At 34.7% G+C, this 18,836-nt stretch carries 12 protein-coding genes; 2 read left to right on the forward strand and 10 right to left on the reverse strand.

Annotated features, from left to right (window positions below; genetic code table 11):
• The first annotated feature begins 273 nt into the window (after positions 1–273).
• The gene (locus DU428_RS12660; RefSeq protein WP_113966716.1) at positions 274–651 is read left to right on the forward strand and encodes a DUF2200 domain-containing protein; all 378 of its coding nucleotides are present in this window, start codon (positions 274–276) and stop codon (positions 649–651) included.
• A gap of 334 nt (positions 652–985) precedes the next feature.
• On the opposite strand, the gene DU428_RS12665 is transcribed toward DU428_RS12660, so the two are convergent.
• The 8 genes from DU428_RS12665 to DU428_RS12700 form a co-directional block, all read right to left on the reverse strand.
• Positions 986–2,305 (reverse strand): TolC family protein, encoded by a 1,320-nt coding sequence (locus tag DU428_RS12665; protein ID WP_113966715.1) that lies wholly within the window; start codon positions 2,303–2,305, stop codon positions 986–988.
• On the reverse strand, positions 2,283–5,381 hold the full coding sequence (locus DU428_RS12670; protein WP_113966714.1) for an efflux RND transporter permease subunit: 3,099 nt from the start codon (positions 5,379–5,381) through the stop codon (positions 2,283–2,285). The genes DU428_RS12665 and DU428_RS12670 overlap by 23 nt, the downstream gene beginning before the upstream one ends.
• Positions 5,378–6,460: an efflux RND transporter periplasmic adaptor subunit gene (locus tag DU428_RS12675; RefSeq protein WP_113966713.1), complete on the reverse strand. Its 1,083-nt coding sequence runs from the start codon at positions 6,458–6,460 to the stop codon at positions 5,378–5,380. Before DU428_RS12675 ends, DU428_RS12670 begins: the two co-directional genes overlap by 4 nt.
• A gap of 143 nt (positions 6,461–6,603) precedes the next feature.
• Positions 6,604–6,765 (reverse strand): DoxX family protein, encoded by a 162-nt coding sequence (locus tag DU428_RS12680; RefSeq protein ID WP_113966712.1) that lies wholly within the window; start codon positions 6,763–6,765, stop codon positions 6,604–6,606.
• A gap of 57 nt (positions 6,766–6,822) precedes the next feature.
• Positions 6,823–7,716 (reverse strand): IS3 family transposase, encoded by an 894-nt coding sequence (locus DU428_RS12685; RefSeq protein WP_113966711.1) that lies wholly within the window; start codon positions 7,714–7,716, stop codon positions 6,823–6,825.
• The gene (locus DU428_RS12690; RefSeq protein WP_113966710.1) at positions 7,674–8,045 is read right to left on the reverse strand and encodes a transposase; all 372 of its coding nucleotides are present in this window, start codon (positions 8,043–8,045) and stop codon (positions 7,674–7,676) included. Before DU428_RS12690 ends, DU428_RS12685 begins: the two co-directional genes overlap by 43 nt.
• A gap of 26 nt (positions 8,046–8,071) precedes the next feature.
• Entirely contained in the window at positions 8,072–8,446 is a 375-nt protein-coding gene (locus tag DU428_RS12695) for a hypothetical protein (protein WP_072353025.1), read from the reverse strand.
• A gap of 512 nt (positions 8,447–8,958) precedes the next feature.
• Entirely contained in the window at positions 8,959–11,481 is a 2,523-nt protein-coding gene (locus DU428_RS12700) for a DUF11 domain-containing protein (protein ID WP_123796524.1), read from the reverse strand.
• Positions 11,482–12,062: 581 nt separating this feature from the next.
• On the opposite strand from DU428_RS12700, the gene DU428_RS12710 reads away from it, so the two are divergent.
• Positions 12,063–13,652 carry a peptide chain release factor 3 gene (locus tag DU428_RS12710; RefSeq protein WP_072353023.1) on the forward strand — a complete coding sequence of 530 codons (1,590 nt, stop codon included), beginning with the start codon at positions 12,063–12,065 and terminating at the stop codon, positions 13,650–13,652.
• A gap of 374 nt (positions 13,653–14,026) precedes the next feature.
• Here DU428_RS12710 and DU428_RS12715 read toward each other — a convergent pair whose 3' ends face one another.
• Both DU428_RS12715 and rpoC read right to left on the reverse strand, forming a co-directional pair.
• A complete protein-coding gene (locus DU428_RS12715) occupies positions 14,027–14,344 on the reverse strand; it encodes a DUF3467 domain-containing protein (RefSeq protein ID WP_072353022.1) in 318 nt (105 codons plus the stop codon).
• 149 nt (positions 14,345–14,493) lie between these two features.
• Complete coding sequence (gene rpoC, locus DU428_RS12720; RefSeq protein WP_113966707.1) at positions 14,494–18,795, reverse strand: DNA-directed RNA polymerase subunit beta'; 4,302 nt, start codon at positions 18,793–18,795, stop codon at positions 14,494–14,496.
• Positions 18,796–18,836 lie beyond the last annotated feature (41 nt).

The following is an 18,836-nucleotide window of genomic DNA, read 5'->3' on the forward strand; positions in this document are numbered from 1 at the left end:
TAATTAGTCTTTTATAGTATATTGATATTCAATAAATATCGGATATTTTTTTGAGAATCGCACACATATACACTGATTTCGAAACACATAACTCCATTAACAAACAAAAAAAGACCTCTATATCTGCCCACTATGAACCATCCTACTATTAGTTTTTTTATTAAATTACACATCTAAAAAGCTAGAAACTCCTATCCCAAAAAAGCAGATATAAATTGCAGAAAAACACATGAGGATTTAAGAAGTTACTAGCATCAATCAAATCTTAATAAAATGAAAGTTACAGACGAGAAAAATGAAAAGGTTGCTAATATGATATTTGCAACTATTTATCCTCTTTACCTGAATAGATTAGAGAAAAATGGAAGAACCAAAGATGAACTAAATCAAGTAATAGAATGGTTTACTGGGTTTAATAATAATGATTTACAAACACTTATAGAAGACAAAGCTACCTTTAGAACCTTCTTTCAAAAAGCCAAAATACATCCGAATGCACACATGATTAAAGGAGTCGTTTGTGGGTATCGAATAGAAGAAATAGAAGATGAATTTGAAGTGTACAAACAATGCAGGCGTATGGAAAAGCTTATAGATGAATTGGCTAGAGGTCGTAAAATGGAGAAAATATTACGTGAAGAAAAAAAGTAGAAACTACAACCCAACAATTAAAAGGGAATAAAAATATGGCCTGGCTAATAGACAGAAAACAAAAACTATATACACACAAAAGCAACAGAAGACAAAGGTTTTATTAAAAGACTTTATTATAGGAATAGTGACCACGCTTATCAAGCAAGTGTAACCCCTGCTTAATACATCTCATAATACCCTACTAAAAACGTATCAAACAAGCTTTCAGAAACACAAAAACTACCTTCTTTTGTTGTAATAGCTGTTCAGGTTAAAAAGCAGATAACACTACTTTTATTAAAACGTGTAGCAATAAAAAGTATAGCCTGATATAAAAACATTTAGGTTGTTGTTATAAATCTAAAATTCCTGCTAATTCTTTCAAGGTTATTTCCGAAAGCTTTGCTTCGTATGCAGCATTACTGGAACGAACCACTGCATTAATATAATTAAGCTGTGCAGCTCTAAACTCTATAGTAGGAATGGTACCTATTTTATATTTTGCAATAGTAATATCTAAGTTTTCCTTGGCAATATCCTCATTGCGTATTTCTAGTTCCATTAAATTTAAATTTGTTTGATACCTTTGATAAGCTGTCAATAGTTGCCTCATCAGGTTCTGCGTTTGTTGTTCTAGTAACAATTCAGAATTCTCTATTTGAAGCTTTGCTATTTGTTCGTTTCGTTTTTGGTTGAAACCATTAAATATGTTTAGCCTAGCAGAAAGTCCAATATTAAAACCGCGTGCTTCATTACTGGTCGAAAATCCTAATTCAGATGCCGATTCGTTAAATAAATAACCCGCCTGCGCACTAATTATAGGCAGCCGGTCGCCTTTGACTTGTTTTAGTTCTAGTTCCGCAATCCTTTTATTTATTACTTGTGCAACTAATTGTGGGTTTTGTAATTTTGTCGCTTCTTCTAACCTATTAAGATTTAAACCCTTATCTATGACAATTAAATCAATAACGCTAAACTCAGTTTTTATATCCCTACCCATAATTTCGTTTAAACGGGTTTTGGTATTCTTAAACTGTTCTTGTTGCCTGAAATATTGAGTTTGATCTGTATTTTCATCCACTTGTGCATTCAAGAGTTCTAATTTTGAAGCTTTCCCTATACGGAAACGATTGTTCGCCAATGCTACTCTTTGTCGTGAAATGACCAAGGTGCTATCTAAAGCCTTAAGCTGCCTTTTCTGTTGAACCAAATTATAATATGTAATCATAACATCGCCTACCGTACTCAAAACAGCTTGTTGCAGTTCGGCTTCTCCTAGCTTTTTAACTTCTTTTAATTGGTCGTACCGTGCAAACATCTTTAAACCATCAAAAAGGGTCCAATCTAACTCTACACCATAATTCAAATTATAATTTTGTGCATTATCCTGCGAGAGACTGGAGCCATCAGAACGTGTTTGAGTCACATTCTGATAGTTCTTATTAGTATTCGCAATGGCGTTTACGCTAGGTAACATACCTGCAAAACCTGGACTTACCAAAGCTTCATCTATTTCCAACTCATTAGACACCATCTTTATTTGGTAATTATTTTCGAGTGCAATCGATACGGCTTCGTTTACCGAAAGAATTTCTTTTTCCTGTGCCAACGCATTTAAACCTACAAATGCAAGAACTAATACAATAAGTTTATGTAAGGCTTTCTGTTTCATATTTTTCGATTTTATCAAATTCTGGGCGGTGTAACTTTTCTCTTGACCACATTAAATACAATGCAGGAATCACAAATAGAGTAAGAATTAATGAAAACATTGTTCCTCCTACAATCACAACCCCCATTCCCATTCTACTTGTCGATGCTTCTCCTAAAGACAAGGCTATGGGCAATGCCCCTAAAGCAACAGTCAAAGTGGTCATTAAAATAGGTCTCAATCGTGATTCTGATGCCTTTAATATGGCTTCCCTTTTTGCCATACCGTCTTCGCGAAGCTGGTTCGCAAATTCTAAGATAAGAATACCGTTTTTGGTTACTAAACCTATTAGCATTATAGTACCAATCTGACTAAAAATGTTCCAAGTCTGACCAAAAAGCCACAAGGAAAATACAGCGCCAGCAACAGCCATTGGTACGGTAAGAATTATTATAAATGGGTCTATAAAACTTTCAAACTGAGCTGCTAAAATCAAAAAGATAAGTAGCAAAGCCAAACCAAAAGCAAAAAGGGTGTTACTACTACTTTCCACAAAATCACGAGACTCTCCTCCTAAATCTGTGGTAAAAGTGTCATCCAACACATTGCCACTTATAGCCTCCATGGCTTCTATACCGTCACTTATACTTTTTCCTGGGGACAAGGCAGCAGAAACTGTAGCACTCATATAACGATTATTATGATATAATTGAGGTGGACTGCTCTGCTCTTCCGTTGTTACAAGATTGTCTAATTGTATCAATTGACCTTTGTCATTTTTAACATACATTGCCGTTAAGTCCATTGGCGCACTTCTATCTGCTTTATCAAATTGACCCAGGACTTGATATTGCTTGCCATTCATTAAAAAGTAACCAAAACGCTGTCCACTTAATGACAATTGCAATGTTTGTGCAACATCTAATACAGAAACGCCTAAACTTTGTGTTTTTTCTCGATCAATAGTCACATACACTTCTGGCTTATTGAATTTTAAATTCACATCACTATTTGAAAATGTAGGGTCCTTTTCAACAGCTTCCATAAATGCTGGTATCTTTTCACGCAATTTTTCGAAATTCTGCGCTTGAATGATAAACTGAATGGGCATACCTCCTCGTCTGCTTACAGAAATAGTAGGTGTTTCAGATACACTTACCCGAGCATTTGTGAAATCACGAGTCCAATTGGTTAAATCGGCGGCAATTTCGTGCTGACTTTTATCTCTTTCGGAAGGGTCAACCAATGTTATAATGGCACGACCACTATTTACCGCTCCAGAACCAAAACCGGGAGATGTTATTATTAAACTAACCTGTTTCTCGGGAATAGAATCATTTATTAAATTAGTTAGCTCCGTCATATAACGATCCATATAATCGTACGAGGCGCCTTCCGGCCCTGTAACCGAAGCTCTTATATAACTGCGGTCATCATAAGGTGCCGTTTCTTTTTTTAGTAGGGTATAGAAAAGGCCTATCATCGCAATACACACCAATAAAATAGGGTAACTCAACCATTTCTTTTTTATAAAATGTCGCAAATTATCGGCATAACCCGTATTCATCTTTTCGAAATAGCGTTCTGTAACTTTATAAAATTTACCTTGCTTCTGTTTGCCAGGACGCATTAAATACGCATTTAACATAGGGGTTAACGTAAGCGAAACAAAGGCAGACACCATGACAGCGGTGGCGAGTACCACACCAAACTCACGAAATAATCTTCCCACAAATCCTTCTAAAAATATAACGGGTAGAAATACAGCAGCTAGTGTAACGGATATTGAAATAATGGCGAAGAAAATTTCTTTAGATCCTTTTACAGCCGCCTCAATAGGCGACATTCCTTCTTCTACTTTTTTATAAATGTTTTCGGTAACAACAATACCATCATCCACCACCAAACCTGTGGCGAGTACAATGGCTAAAAGTGTTAGCACATTGATACTGTAGCCAAAAAGCCACATTATAAAAAAGGTAGCAATCAGCGATACGGGTATATCAATAAGCGGTCGTAAGGCTATAGACCAATTTCTAAAGAAAAGGTATATAACTATAATTACAAGTATAATGGCAATAACAAGCGTTTCTACAACTTCTACTATGGCACTTTTTATAAATAAGGTGTTATCTCTTGAAATATTCAATATAAAATCTGAAGGCAAGTCTTTTTTAAGCTTTTCATATTCAATATAAAATGCATCTGCAATATCCACATAATTGGTCCCTGGTTGCGGCACAATGGCTGTTGCAACCATAGGTTGACCACTATCAGATAGTTTGGTCTCCATATTGTCAGCCTCTAAACGTGCCCTTCCTACATCGCTCATTCTAACTACTCGCTCCTCGTCAGCCAATATGATGATGTTGTTAAATTCTTCTTCGGTGGAAAGGTTTCCTATAGTTTTTACCGTCAGTTCTGTATTGGCACCTGTTAGTTTTCCTGAGGGAAGCTCCACGTTTTGAGCAAGCAGCGCATTTCTTACATCTGCTACGGTTACGCCATATGCAGCCAATTTAGCAGGGTCAATCCATAGTCGCATCGCATACAAGCGATCTCCCCAAACTTGAATACTACTTACACCAGGAATAGTTTGAAGTCTTGTGGCAATAACGTTTTCAACATAATCAGAAAGTTCTAAAACATCTCTATTATCGCTTTGAACGGTCATTACTATGATGGGTTCAGAGTCTGCGTCGGCTTTTGAAACTACAGGAGGTGCATCAATATCGTCCGGAAGCCTTCGTATAGCTTGTGAAACCTTGTCGCGTACATCGTTTGCTGCGGCTTCTAAATCTTTGTCTAAATGGAATTCTATATTAATACGACTAGAACCTTGATTACTTGACGAAGAAATATTCCTAATACCATCAATGGAATTAATAGATTTTTCAAGTGGTTCTGTAATCTGTGACTCAATGATATCTGCGTTAGCTCCAGAATAAGTGGTAGAGACAGAAATAATTGCTGGATCAATGGATGGGAATTCACGTACACCAAGGTAAGTGTAGCCAATAACACCAAAGAGAATTAACGCAATGTTCATTACTATAGCAAGAACAGGTCGCTTTATGCTTAGGGTTGATATATTCATTTTGTTCCGGTGGATTTGTGAGATTTCTCAAATTCTACGTTAACAGGAGCACCATCTTTAAGAGCCATAACCCCAGAAGTAAGAATAGTATCTCCTACCTTTAAGCCAGAAGTAACACGAACATCTTTATCCGTACGAGAACTTGTTTCTACTTCTATTTGATACGCCTTTCCATCTTTTAAAATAAAAATAACTTTACCATTTTGAATAGGAATTAAAGCTTCTGTAGGAACCATTATGGCATCATCTACCGTCTCTAAAGGAAGCTTAACGTTTGCAAACATTCCTGGATACAATGCTCTTTCAGGATTATCAGCAATAGCACGCACTTTTAATGTTCTTGTAGTTAAATCTATCATAGGTTCTACAGCATAAATCTTAGCTTTGTACACCGCTTTAGATCCTGAAACACTAAACGAAAGTTCATTATTCACTTGCATTCTATTGGCATATTTTTCAGGGATACTGAATGTTATTTTCAACTGATCTAAGTTTACTAAAGTAGCTATGGGTGTAGTCGGAGTAATATAGGCGCCTTTTGAAATATTTCTTAAACCAATGGTGCCAGAAAACGGAGCTCTAATGCTTGCCTTCTTTAATTGGGCAGAGATAAGCTGCGATTGCGCTTTTGCACTTTTAAAATCGGCACTGGCAATATCGTATTCCTCTTGACTTATGGCTTGTTTTTCTAATAACAACCTTGCTCTACGTTCATTTTCCGAAGCCAATTGCTGTGCAGTAGTAACTTGTGAAAGTTGTGCACGAATTTCTGTATCGTTTACTCTTAACAGCACTTGACCTTTGGAAACCTCAGCTCCTTCTTCAAAGTTAATAGCTTCTACCACACCATTTATTTCACTGCGAATTTCAACTTGCTCATTGGCTTCAAGTGTTCCGGAAAGCGAAAGCTTGTCTGTAAATTTTTCAGGGCTAACTACAAGTCCTGTCACAGTTTTAACGGTACGTGTTCCAGCTTTTTGTCCTACATTGTTTTCTTCATTATTACTAATGATTCTGTAGGCAACTAACGCAAGTATCCCAAAAATAAATACAGCGTAAACAATATGTTTGATTTTCATAATAAAAGTCTTAAATAAATCTTGTGCTTATACTCGTAATTCTTCTGTGACTAAGAAGCCTTCCTCAAAACAAGACTTCTTTTATTTTTATTCTAAACTAACACATAAATTATAGAGGAGTATGATCATTTTACAATCTATTTTTATTGATTGGCTACATTCTTCCTGTTTTTCAGATAATAATCTACAGAGTATTTACCCGCGCCAGTGAAAAATAAAGTCAGATAACCAACTCCGTAAATCAATGCTTTTTCCATTCTACCAAAATCGTCAGCAATATGAACTATAAAAACAGCTACAAACATGGTTATAATTAAAGGGATTGTCTTGTCCTGAAATATGGCTACAGGTTAAAATTGAATTTACGCTGATAATTTATATACCATATTTGGTGTTTTAAAGTTTAAAGATAAGTGTAATCTTATTTCGTTGTATAAATTAATTGCATTTTTTGCTGCTCTCTTAGCGTGAGCCACGTTATCAAAGGTTTGGTCGAGATAAAATTCGTCTTTTAAGATGCCATTTACACGTTCTGCCATTGCATTTTCGTAACAATGATTTTCTTCTGTCATACTAATATCTATTTTCTTTCTTTTCAATATTTGTGTGTATACATTGCTGCAATACTGTATTCCTCTGTCTGAATGATGAATGAGTTGTTTAATATTTTCAGCTTGATAAATAGCCTTATTAAGGGCTCTCACACAACCTTTTAGTTCCAAGCTATCACTAAGGTCATAACCCACTATTTTTCTAGAATGCATATCGGTTATTAAAGCCAGGTAGCAAAAGCCTTTTACGGTTCTTATGTAGGTTATATCACTCACCCAAACTTGGTTAGCTCTAGTAACTTCTAAGTCTTTTATAATGTTGTTATACTTATAAAAACGATGATACGAGTTTGTTGTTCTGGCACTGGTTTTCTTTCTAAGTGCTAGCATTTTATATTTTCTAAGAATATTAAACAGCGTATCTCTACCGACCTTAATATTGGCTTTAGTAAAGTCTACATCTAATGATTTTACAAGTTTTCTTACGCCTTCTCTAGGAAGGGATTTGCGCCTTTTTCTAACGATGTTTATAATCTGTTGTTCCAGTTTTATACGCTTATCAGCTCTAGATTTGTATTTATAATACGCATCCCGTTTAAGTCCGAAACAATGAGTTATAGTCGTTAAAGAAGCAAATCCCTTAGATTTCTCTTTCGCTTTGATTAAGGCTTTATACTTAGCTTTTTTTTTAGCTCTGCAACAGATTTGTAGCCTAGATCTTCAGCTGCTACTTCCAGATAAGAATCCAATACCATGGTATCCAGATCCTTTTTAAGTAACAGTTTTTTAAGCTGTTCTATTTCCTTTTGCAAGGCTTTAATTCGAGATATTTCGTCTTTAGTTTCCACTTTTACTCTGGTGTTCATTAAGTCTTTACGATTGTACTTTTTAATCCACTCATTGACTTTTGTAGGTGCAATAGAGTAGAGTTTACAAAGTTCGCTCTTTGTGTGTTTTCCGGTTGTAAGTTCGGCTAAAATTTTCAGTTTAAAGGGTTCTGAATACCGTCTAATTACTTTGTCATTTCTATACATAATGTTTAAAATTATGTAGCCTTTATTCAGGACGGGTCATTTACGCTGATAGCGTTAGTTGACGAAAAAGTTGGCGAAGTTGATGCGTTGATAAAACCAAACCCATTACCATTTCCATTATTATCACTTCTAAATCTGAATATGATATTTGTACCCGGCTTAACTGTACCACCGAGCTTTAAAATAATTTCACTATTATTATTAGTAGTCATTTCAGCCTGACTCGAGTCGGGAGCACCTAAAGCATATTCAGGATTTTCAATATTTGTTGAACTATACACCGAAACCGCAAAGGCCTCTTGAGCTACAACAGAGCCCATACTCAAAAAGACACAAAGCATAAAAGTCAGCACCATTTTCATGGTATTAGTAGGGTTTGGGGTATTCATATTTATTTTCATACTAGTTATTCTAATCAATTTACAAATAAACGCTACGTTAAAATATGACATCTGTCATATTAACCTCGGTTTACTTAAAATAAAATAGAAATAGCAAAAAACGACAAAGGTACCTCTCAAATAGGAAGCCTTTATAAGCTATAAGAGAACATTACATCTATTAACCATTGTTGTAGATTAAAAACCTATAAAACACTAGCTGAATTTTAGAACAAACAGCAAGCCATAATACCATTAAACATAAGGTCTTTACTTGACTTGCACTATAATTTGATTGAGATATAATGTAATTTTTTTGCTATTAATTAAATTATTTTACACATAATGTATCACAAAAATCATTTATTAAACATAGAAAACACAATAAATTCGTTAATTAATAATAATAATAATCGTTTAAGTGCATTTTTCATTGCTAATATACCGGTCTATTTTATATATTCTAAGGTAAATAATTAAAAACTAAACAGATAAAGTCACCTAAAAGACTGTATTTATCATCAAAGTAGCTTTTACTGGTTATTTCCTGGTGTTGAATTAGGGTCTTGCCTACTACTTGTTTCCACTTCTGCAAAATTGGTAATATCTCCACAATTTGGTCCTATGAGCACTGCTATTACTAGCGTCTGTGTGCTTCCACTCGTTACGGTAATATTGTTCCACATTCCTATATTAGAAGGTTCATCAACCGCAAAGCTAGTACTTGCGGGTACAGTAGAACTTGTTGCTATATAACTCACTCCTGCAGGCAGTACATCTTTTACTGAAGCCGTTGCGTCACAAGGTCCATTGTTAGTCAGTACAATTTTGTAGTAAATAGTATCACCTATATTGGCCTGTGTAATCTCTGCACCAGTAGCATTTTGATCGGCATAAACCGTTTTCTCCAAGCTTAAATCAGCCTCATTTACCACCGTTAAGCTTGTTGTATCTTCTGTACCACAACTATTGTTGGCAGATGATGCTAGCACCTTATACTGCGTAACAGGGGCTGCCACCTGAACATTTGATAAAGTTAAGGTGTTATTTGTTTTTCCGCTTAAAATAGTAAAGGTTGTACCGCCATCTGTACTTTCGTACCATTGGTAATTTATTTCCGAAGGATCTAAAGCTTCCGTAGTATATGGGGTTGTTGAAAAATCGGTAACTCGTGTTCCTGTTGCGTTTGCTATATAGGTAATAGTTGTTCCAGAGCAAATAGCTCCACTAACATCAGAAGTAATACTACTTATGGTCACTTTTTCGTTTATGGTAACCGCAGCTGTTGTGCTTTGTCCGCCACTGACTGCTATAGGAACTCCATTTTCATCTACATTACCCGTTATCATACCATTAGTATCCAATTGACCTGTAGTAATGTTCCCTGCTGCTTCTAAAGCATCAAAACAGCCATCATTATCAGAATCGGTATCTAAATAATCTGGAATACCATCTAAATCGGTATCACAAGAAATTTTAGCAAAATCCCCGAAAATAAGAATTTTACCATCTGGACCATCTGATGTAGCAGCACTTGTAAACGACACTCGCAATGCGCTAATCTCAGAACCTACCGGAGCCAAATCATCAATTTGAAAAAGTCCTACGAAAACAAACCCTGCACCAGAGGGATGCACCTTATGATTCGTATTAACATAATCGCCAGGGATAACTGTCAAATTTCCTAACACATTATTATCGCTATCTAAAGCTTCAATAAAATAACGGTTATTCCTTGTTCTTTCGGTCACTGCAATAAAAATATCTCTGTTGGAAACAATAGGATTATTATAACTCACTGTATAACTATCTTGTGTGTAGTTTTTTCCGTCTAAAGAATGATATAAATTTAAATCTGCACTTTGGAATGCAGGTAAAGCATTATTGTCAAAATTAGGATTATTATTATAGTCGTTTATTTGAGTTCCATGATCTGTTATATATACTTTACCATTAGAGTTTACACCACTGAATGAAGACACATAAACATCTGGTACTATAAAATAATTATAAGTACCGCCTTCTACTTCAATACTTTCCAAAATGTGATTTGCGGTATGATCTAATCGATTTGGACTTGTTATATTCATAGTATATTCGGTTCCTTTATACGCGCCATCTTTACCGCTATCAACAAAAGGGCACTCATCTATATCCAAAATTCCATCATTATCATTATCTAAATCACAACTATCTACAATACCATCACCATCTGTATCAGTTCCCGTATTTACACTCAAACTAATTGTAGCCATATTGCTTGGTTCTGCTATATCACAATTACCAATCTTTGTATCTTTTACTGTATAATTAAATTGAATATCCCCGGAAAACCCTGGGGTAAAAGTTAGTGATATCTCTCCGTTTACCGTATTTACACTAGCAGCAACTCCTGTTGGCACGTTAGATACTTGAACTGTGGTTGGATCTAAATTGTTTTCAAAATCCACATCATTTTCTAAGGGATTTATTACAACAGTTTCTGAAGCACAATATACCCCTTCTAAACTATCATCATGGGCTACTGGTGCAGCATCGAGGACAAAACCTAAGCTTTCTAAAGCTATATTTGTTGAAGTTACTTGATCAATTTTAATTAACTCAGTACCGTTAAAATAATAAAAATTCCCTCTATTTGATGTAAATAAATTACCATCACTATCAAATGCTAAACCATCTGAATCTAGTTTAGTTGCAAATTCTGGTGTAACCTGACCATTTGTTAAATCTACACTAGCCACCCAATCATCACCATTCCCACCCCCGCCAAAACTGGCAGAAATATAAACTTTATCTTCACATGTATTATAGCCCATATCTTCGTTAGTCCCAATAGTAAAATTGGTAGAACCGGGTGCCATCACTAAATCTATATGATCGTTACCTCCAAAGGCATCGGGCACAATTTGTCCAGTAGTAATATCGAATGCAAAAATAAAATCATTTCCGCTAACACCATAGTAAATATTATCTTCAGTCCTAGTAATACCATTTACTTTTTCAACTACCCTACCATCGTTAAGAGAACCAAAAAGACCGATTCCCAGGGGTTGCACCCCTGCTGAAGGACTGTTAAATCATAGATATATACCCCGGATTCATTATTATTTGGATCATTGTATACAACGTACAAATTATCTCCTATCACAATACAATCTCTCGCTCTACCTGGAAGGTCGTCCGAACCATTATTTAAATTACCAATATAGATCCAAGTATTACCTCCACTCGTACTTGGGTTGGTACTCGTGTATACTTGATATGGTGCATTTTCATTTATAGTATAAGCAGCAAAGCCATAAGTATTAAATTGTGCATGTAAACTAGAGGTGAACATAAAACAGATACTTAGAAAAATTATAAGATGTTGTGAACATTTATAATTGATATTTTTAGTTGCAAGTAGTATGGTATTCATAGGCTATATTCTTTTAGTTGAGAGGCTTAAGTCACAAATATAACTGATTTACTTAATAAACCATTTTTCAAATAAATTTTGATATAAACTATTCGTCAAAACGCTATTTATTGGGATAAAATCAAAACAATTCAAACCTAAAGCTTAACACACGAAAGAAATCCAAGCTACTTTAGAGATTTCAGAATTACTGCATTATATTTGCCGAAATTTATAATTATGAAATTTCAAGACGAAATCAACAGACGACGAACCTTTGGTATTATTGCTCACCCCGATGCCGGTAAAACAACATTAACCGAAAAATTACTTTTATTTGGTGGTGCTATTCAAGAAGCGGGAGCTGTAAAAAGCAATAAAATAAAAAAGGGCGCGACGAGTGATTTTATGGAAATTGAACGCCAGCGTGGGATTAGTGTAGCGACTTCTGTTTTAGCTTTTGAATATGACGGTATAAAAATCAACATTTTAGATACGCCAGGACATAAGGATTTTGCTGAAGATACGTTTAGAACGCTAACCGCTGTAGATAGTGTTATTGTTGTTATTGACGTTGCTAAAGGAGTCGAAGAACAAACGGAAAAACTAGTAGAAGTTTGCCGTATGCGAGACATACCAATGATTGTATTTATAAACAAAATGGATCGAGAAGGTAAAGATGCCTTTGAATTGTTAGATGAAATTGAGCAAAAATTAGGTTTGCGTGTAGCACCATTAAGTTTCCCTATAGGTATGGGGTATGACTTTAAAGGAATTTATAATATTTGGGAGAAAAACATAAATTTATTTAGCGGAGATAGCCGTAAAAATATTGAAGAAACTATTGAAATTTCGGATTTAAACTCTACGGAACTAAATAAATTAATAGGTGACAAAGCAGCTGAAACACTTCGTGAGGAAATAGAACTAGTAGAAGGGATTTACCCAAGTTTTGATAATAAGGAGTATTTAGATGGCAGTTTGCAACCTGTATTTTTTGGTTCTGCATTAAATAGTTTTGGTGTAAGAGAATTATTAGATTGTTTTATAGAGATAGCCCCAAAACCTAGACCTAAGCAAAGTGAAGAGCGTTTAGTTCAGCCTGATGAAAAAGATTTTACTGGTTTTGTTTTTAAAATTCATGCCAATATGGACCCTAATCATAGAAATCGATTGGCATTTATAAAAATAGTTTCTGGAGAATTTAAGCGTAACACCACCTACCTACATGTTAGACACAATAAAAAGGTAAAATTTTCGAGCCCGAATGCCTTCTTTGCAGAAAAAAAAGAGATAGTTGACATCTCTTATCCTGGAGATATTGTAGGCTTACAAGACACTGGAACCTTTAAAATTGGTGATACTTTAACAGAAGGCGAAATACTAAATTATAAGGGAGTTCCTAGTTTCTCTCCAGAACACTTTAGATATATTAATAATGCAGACCCATTAAAATCAAAGCAGTTATACAAAGGTATTGACCAGCTCATGGATGAAGGAGTTGCCCAGTTGTTCACACTAGAACTTAACGGAAGAAAGGTAATAGGAACCGTTGGAGCTTTACAATATGAAGTAATTCAGTATAGATTAGAGCATGAATATGGTGCTAAATGTACTTATGAAAACTTAAATGTTTTTAAAGCATGTTGGATTGAAGCGGAAGACGAAAAAAGCGAAGAATACAAGGATTTTTTAAGAGTAAAACAACGTTTTCTTGCAAAAGATAAAAGAGGTCAATTAGTATTTTTAGCAGATTCTGCTTTTTCATTACAAATGACGCAACAAAAATATCCAAGCTTAAAATTTCACTTTGTAAGTGAGTTTAATTAGAATAAAACCTCATTTAAGAGTGTTTTAAAGTATTTTAAAACTTTTTAGTCATATTACATATGCGATCTCTGTAAGTCGCTAAAAAGCAACTGTAAATAATTCGTTTTTCTAGACGCTATCAATTTAAGTTATAATTATCATCTAAATAAATAAACTTAATTTATAAATCACTTTTCATTAAAGTAAAAAAACTATTAGCTAGATTTTGGCTATTTATAAAAAAATCCCTTTATAAATTTTATAAAGGGATTTTTTTTACTTCTATTTTAAGCTTCTCCGGTTGGTCCGAAGTTTAACGGAATTGGAGGTTGCTCATAAAAAAATATTTTGAGCACCTCTAATACAAAAAGCAAATTAGTTTTTAAGCTAGAAAATTAAGCTTCTCCAGTTGGTCCGAAATTCAAAGGTATTGGAGGTTGCTCATAATCTTTGATTTCACCATGTGCATTTTCAAACTTTGCTACGTTATCGCTTAAAGCTTTCATTAAACGCTTAGCGTGTTGTGGCGTTAAAATTATTCTAGATTTCACCTTACTTTTTGGTGTTCCAGGCATAATACTAACAAAGTCTACTACAAATTCTGAAACGGAGTGATTAATTATTGCTAGGTTAGAATAAGTGCCTTCTGCTACTTTTTCGTCTAACTCAATATTAATTTGTCCGGGTTTTTTCTTGTTTTTATCTTCTGCCATTATATTCTTATTTATGCTTCCGTAGAAACGAAAGTCTTATTAGTTATTCTTTTAAACAAAGAATCCTGCTAGTGCAGGATTCTTTCATATATTTATAATTATCTCCTTAAAGAGATCCTGAAATTTCAGGTTAAACTAGAAATTCTAGCTTAATTATAATTCACTTCTTCTTTGTTTTGCATCATTTGATCAAACTCTGCTTTAGAACCTACTAAAATGTTATCGTATGTACGCATTCCTGTTCCTGCTGGAATTCTGTGTCCTACAATTACATTTTCTTTAAGTCCTTCTAAAGTATCAATCTTACCAGCTACAGCTGCCTCATTTAACACTTTTGTAGTTTCCTGGAAGGAAGCTGCAGATATAAATGATTTAGTTTGTAACGAAGCTCTTGTAATACCTTGTAAGATAGGTGTAGCAGTTGCTGGTCTTGCGTCTCTAGCTTCTACTAAAGCTTTATCTTCACGACGTAATATAGAGTTTTCGTCTCTTAACTGTCTAGTTGTAATGATTTGTCCTTCTTTTAATGTTGCAGAATCACCAGCATTTTCAACTACTTTCATTCCGAAAATTTCGTCATTTTCTTCAATAAAATCTGCTTTATGTACTAGTTGGTCTTCTAAGAAGATTGTATCACCAGAATCAATAATTCTAACTTTACGCATCATTTGTCTTACAACAACCTCGAAGTGCTTATCGTTAATCTTCACCCCTTGTAAACGATATACTTCTTGTACTTCGTTTACTAAGTATTGTTGTACTGCAGAAGGTCCTTTGATATTTAAAATATCGTTAGGAGTAATAGAACCATCAGATAATGGCATACCAGCTTTAATAAAGTCATTTTCTTGAACAAGAATCTGGCTTGATAATTTAACTAAGTATTTTTTAACGTCTCCTAATTTAGACTCTACAATAATCTCACGATTACCTCTCTTGATTTTTCCAAAAGATACAACACCATCAATAGCACTTACTACTGCAGGGTTTGAAGGGTTACGAGCTTCAAATAACTCTGTTACACGAGGTAAACCTCCTGTAATATCCCCAGATTTAGCAGATTTACGTGGTATCTTAACTAATACTTTACCAATATTAACTTTTTCACCATCGTCAATCATAATGTGTGCTCCAACTGGTAAGTTGTAAGAACGCATTACTTCTCCTTTAGAATCTTCAACGTGAAGGGTTGGTATAAGTTTCTTATTTCTAGATTCTGAAATTACTTTTTCTTGGAATCCTGTTTGCTCATCAATTTCTACTTGATAAGTAACACCTTGTTCGATATTTTCATATCTTACTTTTCCTGCGAATTCAGAAATAATTACACCGTTATATGGATCCCACTTACAAGCTACATCTCCTTTCTTCATTTTATCTCCACTCTTAATGTAGATAAACGATCCGTAAGGAATATTGTTAGTACTTAAAGTGATTCCTGTTTTCTCATCCACTAAACGAAGTTCAGATGTACGAGAGATAACAACATCTACTGGGTTACCTTCGTTATCAACACCTTGTACCGTTTTCAATTCATCGATTTCTGCAATACCGTCAAATTTAACAGCAAGTTTATTATCTTCTGAAATGTTTCCTGCAATACCTCCCACGTGGAAAGTACGTAGTGTTAACTGTGTACCAGGCTCTCCAATTGATTGTGCTGCCACAACTCCTACTGCTTCACCTCTTTGTACCATCTTACCGGTAGCTAAGTTTCTTCCGTAACATTTAGCACAGATTCCTTTTTTAGCTTCACAACTTAATGGTGAACGAGCTTCTACTTTATCTATAGGTGAGTTTTCAATTGTTTTTGCAATTTCGTCTGTAATCATTTCGTTTGCAGCAACAATTAACTCATCTGTTAAAGGATTGTATATATCGTTTAATGAAATACGACCTTCAATTCTTTCTTTTAAGCTTTCAACTTCTTCATCATTCTTTTTAAGTGCAGTAATTTCTACACCTCTTAAAGTACCACAGTCTTCTGTATTTACAATTACATCTTGAGATACATCTACTAAACGACGAGTTAGGTATCCTGCATCGGCAGTTTTAAGTGCTGTATCGGCAAGACCTTTACGAGCACCGTGAGTAGAGATAAAGTATTCTAAAATTGAAAGACCTTCTTTAAAGTTAGAAAGAATTGGATTTTCAATAATTTCTCCACCACCTGCTGTAGATTTTTTAGGCTTAGCCATTAATCCACGCATACCGGTTAACTGACGAATCTGTTCTTTAGATCCACGCGCACCAGAATCAAGCATCATATATACCGAGTTGAATCCTTGTTGGTCTTCACGGATACGTTTCATAGACAATTCTGTCAATTCTGCGTTTGTTGAAGTCCAAATATCAATAACTTGGTTATAACGTTCGTTGTTTGTTATAAGTCCCATGTTATAGTTAGCAGAAATACCTTCAACTAAGCCATTCGCTTTGTCGATCATAGCCTGCTTTTCTGGTGGGATAATAATATCTCCTAAACTGAAAGATAATCCACCTTTAAATGCGTAATTATAACCTAAACTTTTGATTTCATCTAAGAAAGCTCCAGTTTCTGGTACAGAAGTAACTTTTAAAATATCACCGATAATGTTTCTAAGTGATTTTTTAGTTAATACTTCGTTTATAAATCCTGCTGCTTCTGGTACTTTCTCGTTAAAGATTACACGTCCAACAGTAGTTTCTATAATTTTTGTTACTAATTCTCCATCTTCGTTTAAGTCTTTCGCTCTTACTTTAATAGAAGCGTTTAAGTCTACACGTTTTTCGTTGTAAGCTATTGTTACTTCTTCTGCAGAATAGAAAGTTAAACCTTCACCTTTTACTTTTACTGTATCTGTAGATTTACGTAACTTAGTCATATAATAAAGACCAAGTACCATATCTTGAGAAGGTACAGCTACTGGTGAACCATTAGCAGGGTTTAAGATATTATGAGAACCTAACATTAATAGTTGACACTCTAAAATAGCTTCTGGCCCTAATGGTAAATGCACCGCCATTTGATCTCCATCGAAATCGGCGTTAAATGCAGTACACACTAATGGGTGTAATTGAATTGCTTTCCCTTCAATTAATTTTGGTTGGAAAGCTTGTATACCAAGCCTGTGTAATGTAGGGGCACGGTTTAAAAGAACTGGATGTCCTTTTATCACGTTTTCTAAGATATCCCATACTACTGGCTCTCTTTTATCTATAATCTTTTTGGCAGACTTAACTGTTTTTACAATACCTCTTTCAATTAATTTTCTAATTACAAAAGGTTTGTACAGCTCGGCAGCCATATTTTTTGGTAAACCACACTCGAATAATTTTAATTCTGGTCCTACAACAATTACAGAACGAGCAGAATAATCAACACGCTTACCAAGTAAGTTTTGACGGAAACGTCCTTGCTTACCTTTAAGCGAATCTGATAAAGATTTAAGTGGTCTGTTAGAATCTGTTTTTACTGCAGATGATTTACGTGTGTTATCTAATAAAGAATCTACAGACTCTTGTAACATACGTTTCTCATTACGTAAAATAACTTCTGGTGCTTTTATTTCAACTAATCTCTTAAGACGGTTGTTTCTAATAATTACACGACGGTATAAGTCATTTAAATCTGAAGTTGCAAAACGACCTCCATCTAGTGGCACTAGTGGACGTAATTCTGGCGGAATAATAGGAATAACTTTAAGTACCATCCATTCTGGACGATTCTCTCTATTTTCATTAGACTCTCTAAGAGCTTCAACTACTTGTAAACGTTTTAAAGCTTCCGTTTTACGTTGTTTAGACGTTTCGGTATTTGCTTTATGACGTAACTCATAAGATAAAGATTCTAAGTCTATTCTAGCTAATAAATCTATAATACACTCAGCTCCCATTTTAGCAATAAACTTATTTGGGTCTGTATCTTCTAGATATTGGTTGTCTTGTGGAAGCGTTTCAAGAATATTTAAGTATTCTTCTTCTGTTAAGAAGTCCATTTTTTGTAATGGTTCTCCTTCTACTCCTTTAGCAATACCTGGTTGAATTACTACGTAACGTTCGTAGTAAATAATCATATCTAATTTCTTAGAAGGTAAACCTAAAAGGTAACCAATTTTGTTTGGTAACGAACGGAAGTACCAGATATGTGCTACAGGAACCACTAAATTAATGTGTCCTACTCTATCTCTACGTACTTTCTTTTCTGTTACTTCTACACCACAACGATCACATACAATTCCCTTGTAGCGAATACGCTTATATTTACCACAAGCACATTCGTAATCCTTTACAGGACCAAAAATACGCTCACAGAATAAACCGTCACGTTCTGGTTTATGTGTTCGATAATTGATAGTTTCTGGCTTTAAAACCTCACCTCTAGACTCTGCTAAAATAGATTCTGGTGAAGCTAAACCAATGGAGATTTTATTAAATCTCTTTACTGTGTTCTTATCTTGTTTTCTTGCCATTTCTTTTAGTATTCAGTCTCAGTCTCAGTATTTTGTTTGAT

This window comes from Oceanihabitans sediminis, from assembly GCF_003337215.1.
Classification (GTDB): Bacteria; Bacteroidota; Bacteroidia; order Flavobacteriales; family Flavobacteriaceae; genus Oceanihabitans; species Oceanihabitans sediminis.

Excerpts from the sequence above, each read along its gene's own strand:
- DU428_RS12695 (WP_072353025.1), bottom strand. The coding sequence starts at position 8,446 with ATGAAAATAAATATGAATACCCCAAACCCTACTAATACCATGAAAATG.
- DU428_RS12710 (WP_072353023.1), top strand. The coding sequence starts at position 12,063 with ATGAAATTTCAAGACGAAATCAACAGACGACGAACCTTTGGTATTATT.
- DU428_RS12690 (WP_113966710.1), bottom strand. The coding sequence starts at position 8,045 with ATGTATAGAAATGACAAAGTAATTAGACGGTATTCAGAACCCTTTAAA.
- DU428_RS12675 (WP_113966713.1), bottom strand. The coding sequence starts at position 6,460 with ATGAAAATCAAACATATTGTTTACGCTGTATTTATTTTTGGGATACTT.
- DU428_RS12670 (WP_113966714.1), bottom strand. The coding sequence starts at position 5,381 with ATGAATATATCAACCCTAAGCATAAAGCGACCTGTTCTTGCTATAGTA.
- DU428_RS12715 (WP_072353022.1), bottom strand. The coding sequence starts at position 14,344 with ATGGCAGAAGATAAAAACAAGAAAAAACCCGGACAAATTAATATTGAG.
- DU428_RS12680 (WP_113966712.1), bottom strand. The coding sequence starts at position 6,765 with ATGTTTGTAGCTGTTTTTATAGTTCATATTGCTGACGATTTTGGTAGA.
- DU428_RS12665 (WP_113966715.1), bottom strand. The coding sequence starts at position 2,305 with ATGAAACAGAAAGCCTTACATAAACTTATTGTATTAGTTCTTGCATTT.
- DU428_RS12660 (WP_113966716.1), top strand. The coding sequence starts at position 274 with ATGAAAGTTACAGACGAGAAAAATGAAAAGGTTGCTAATATGATATTT.
- rpoC (WP_113966707.1), bottom strand. The coding sequence starts at position 18,795 with ATGGCAAGAAAACAAGATAAGAACACAGTAAAGAGATTTAATAAAATC.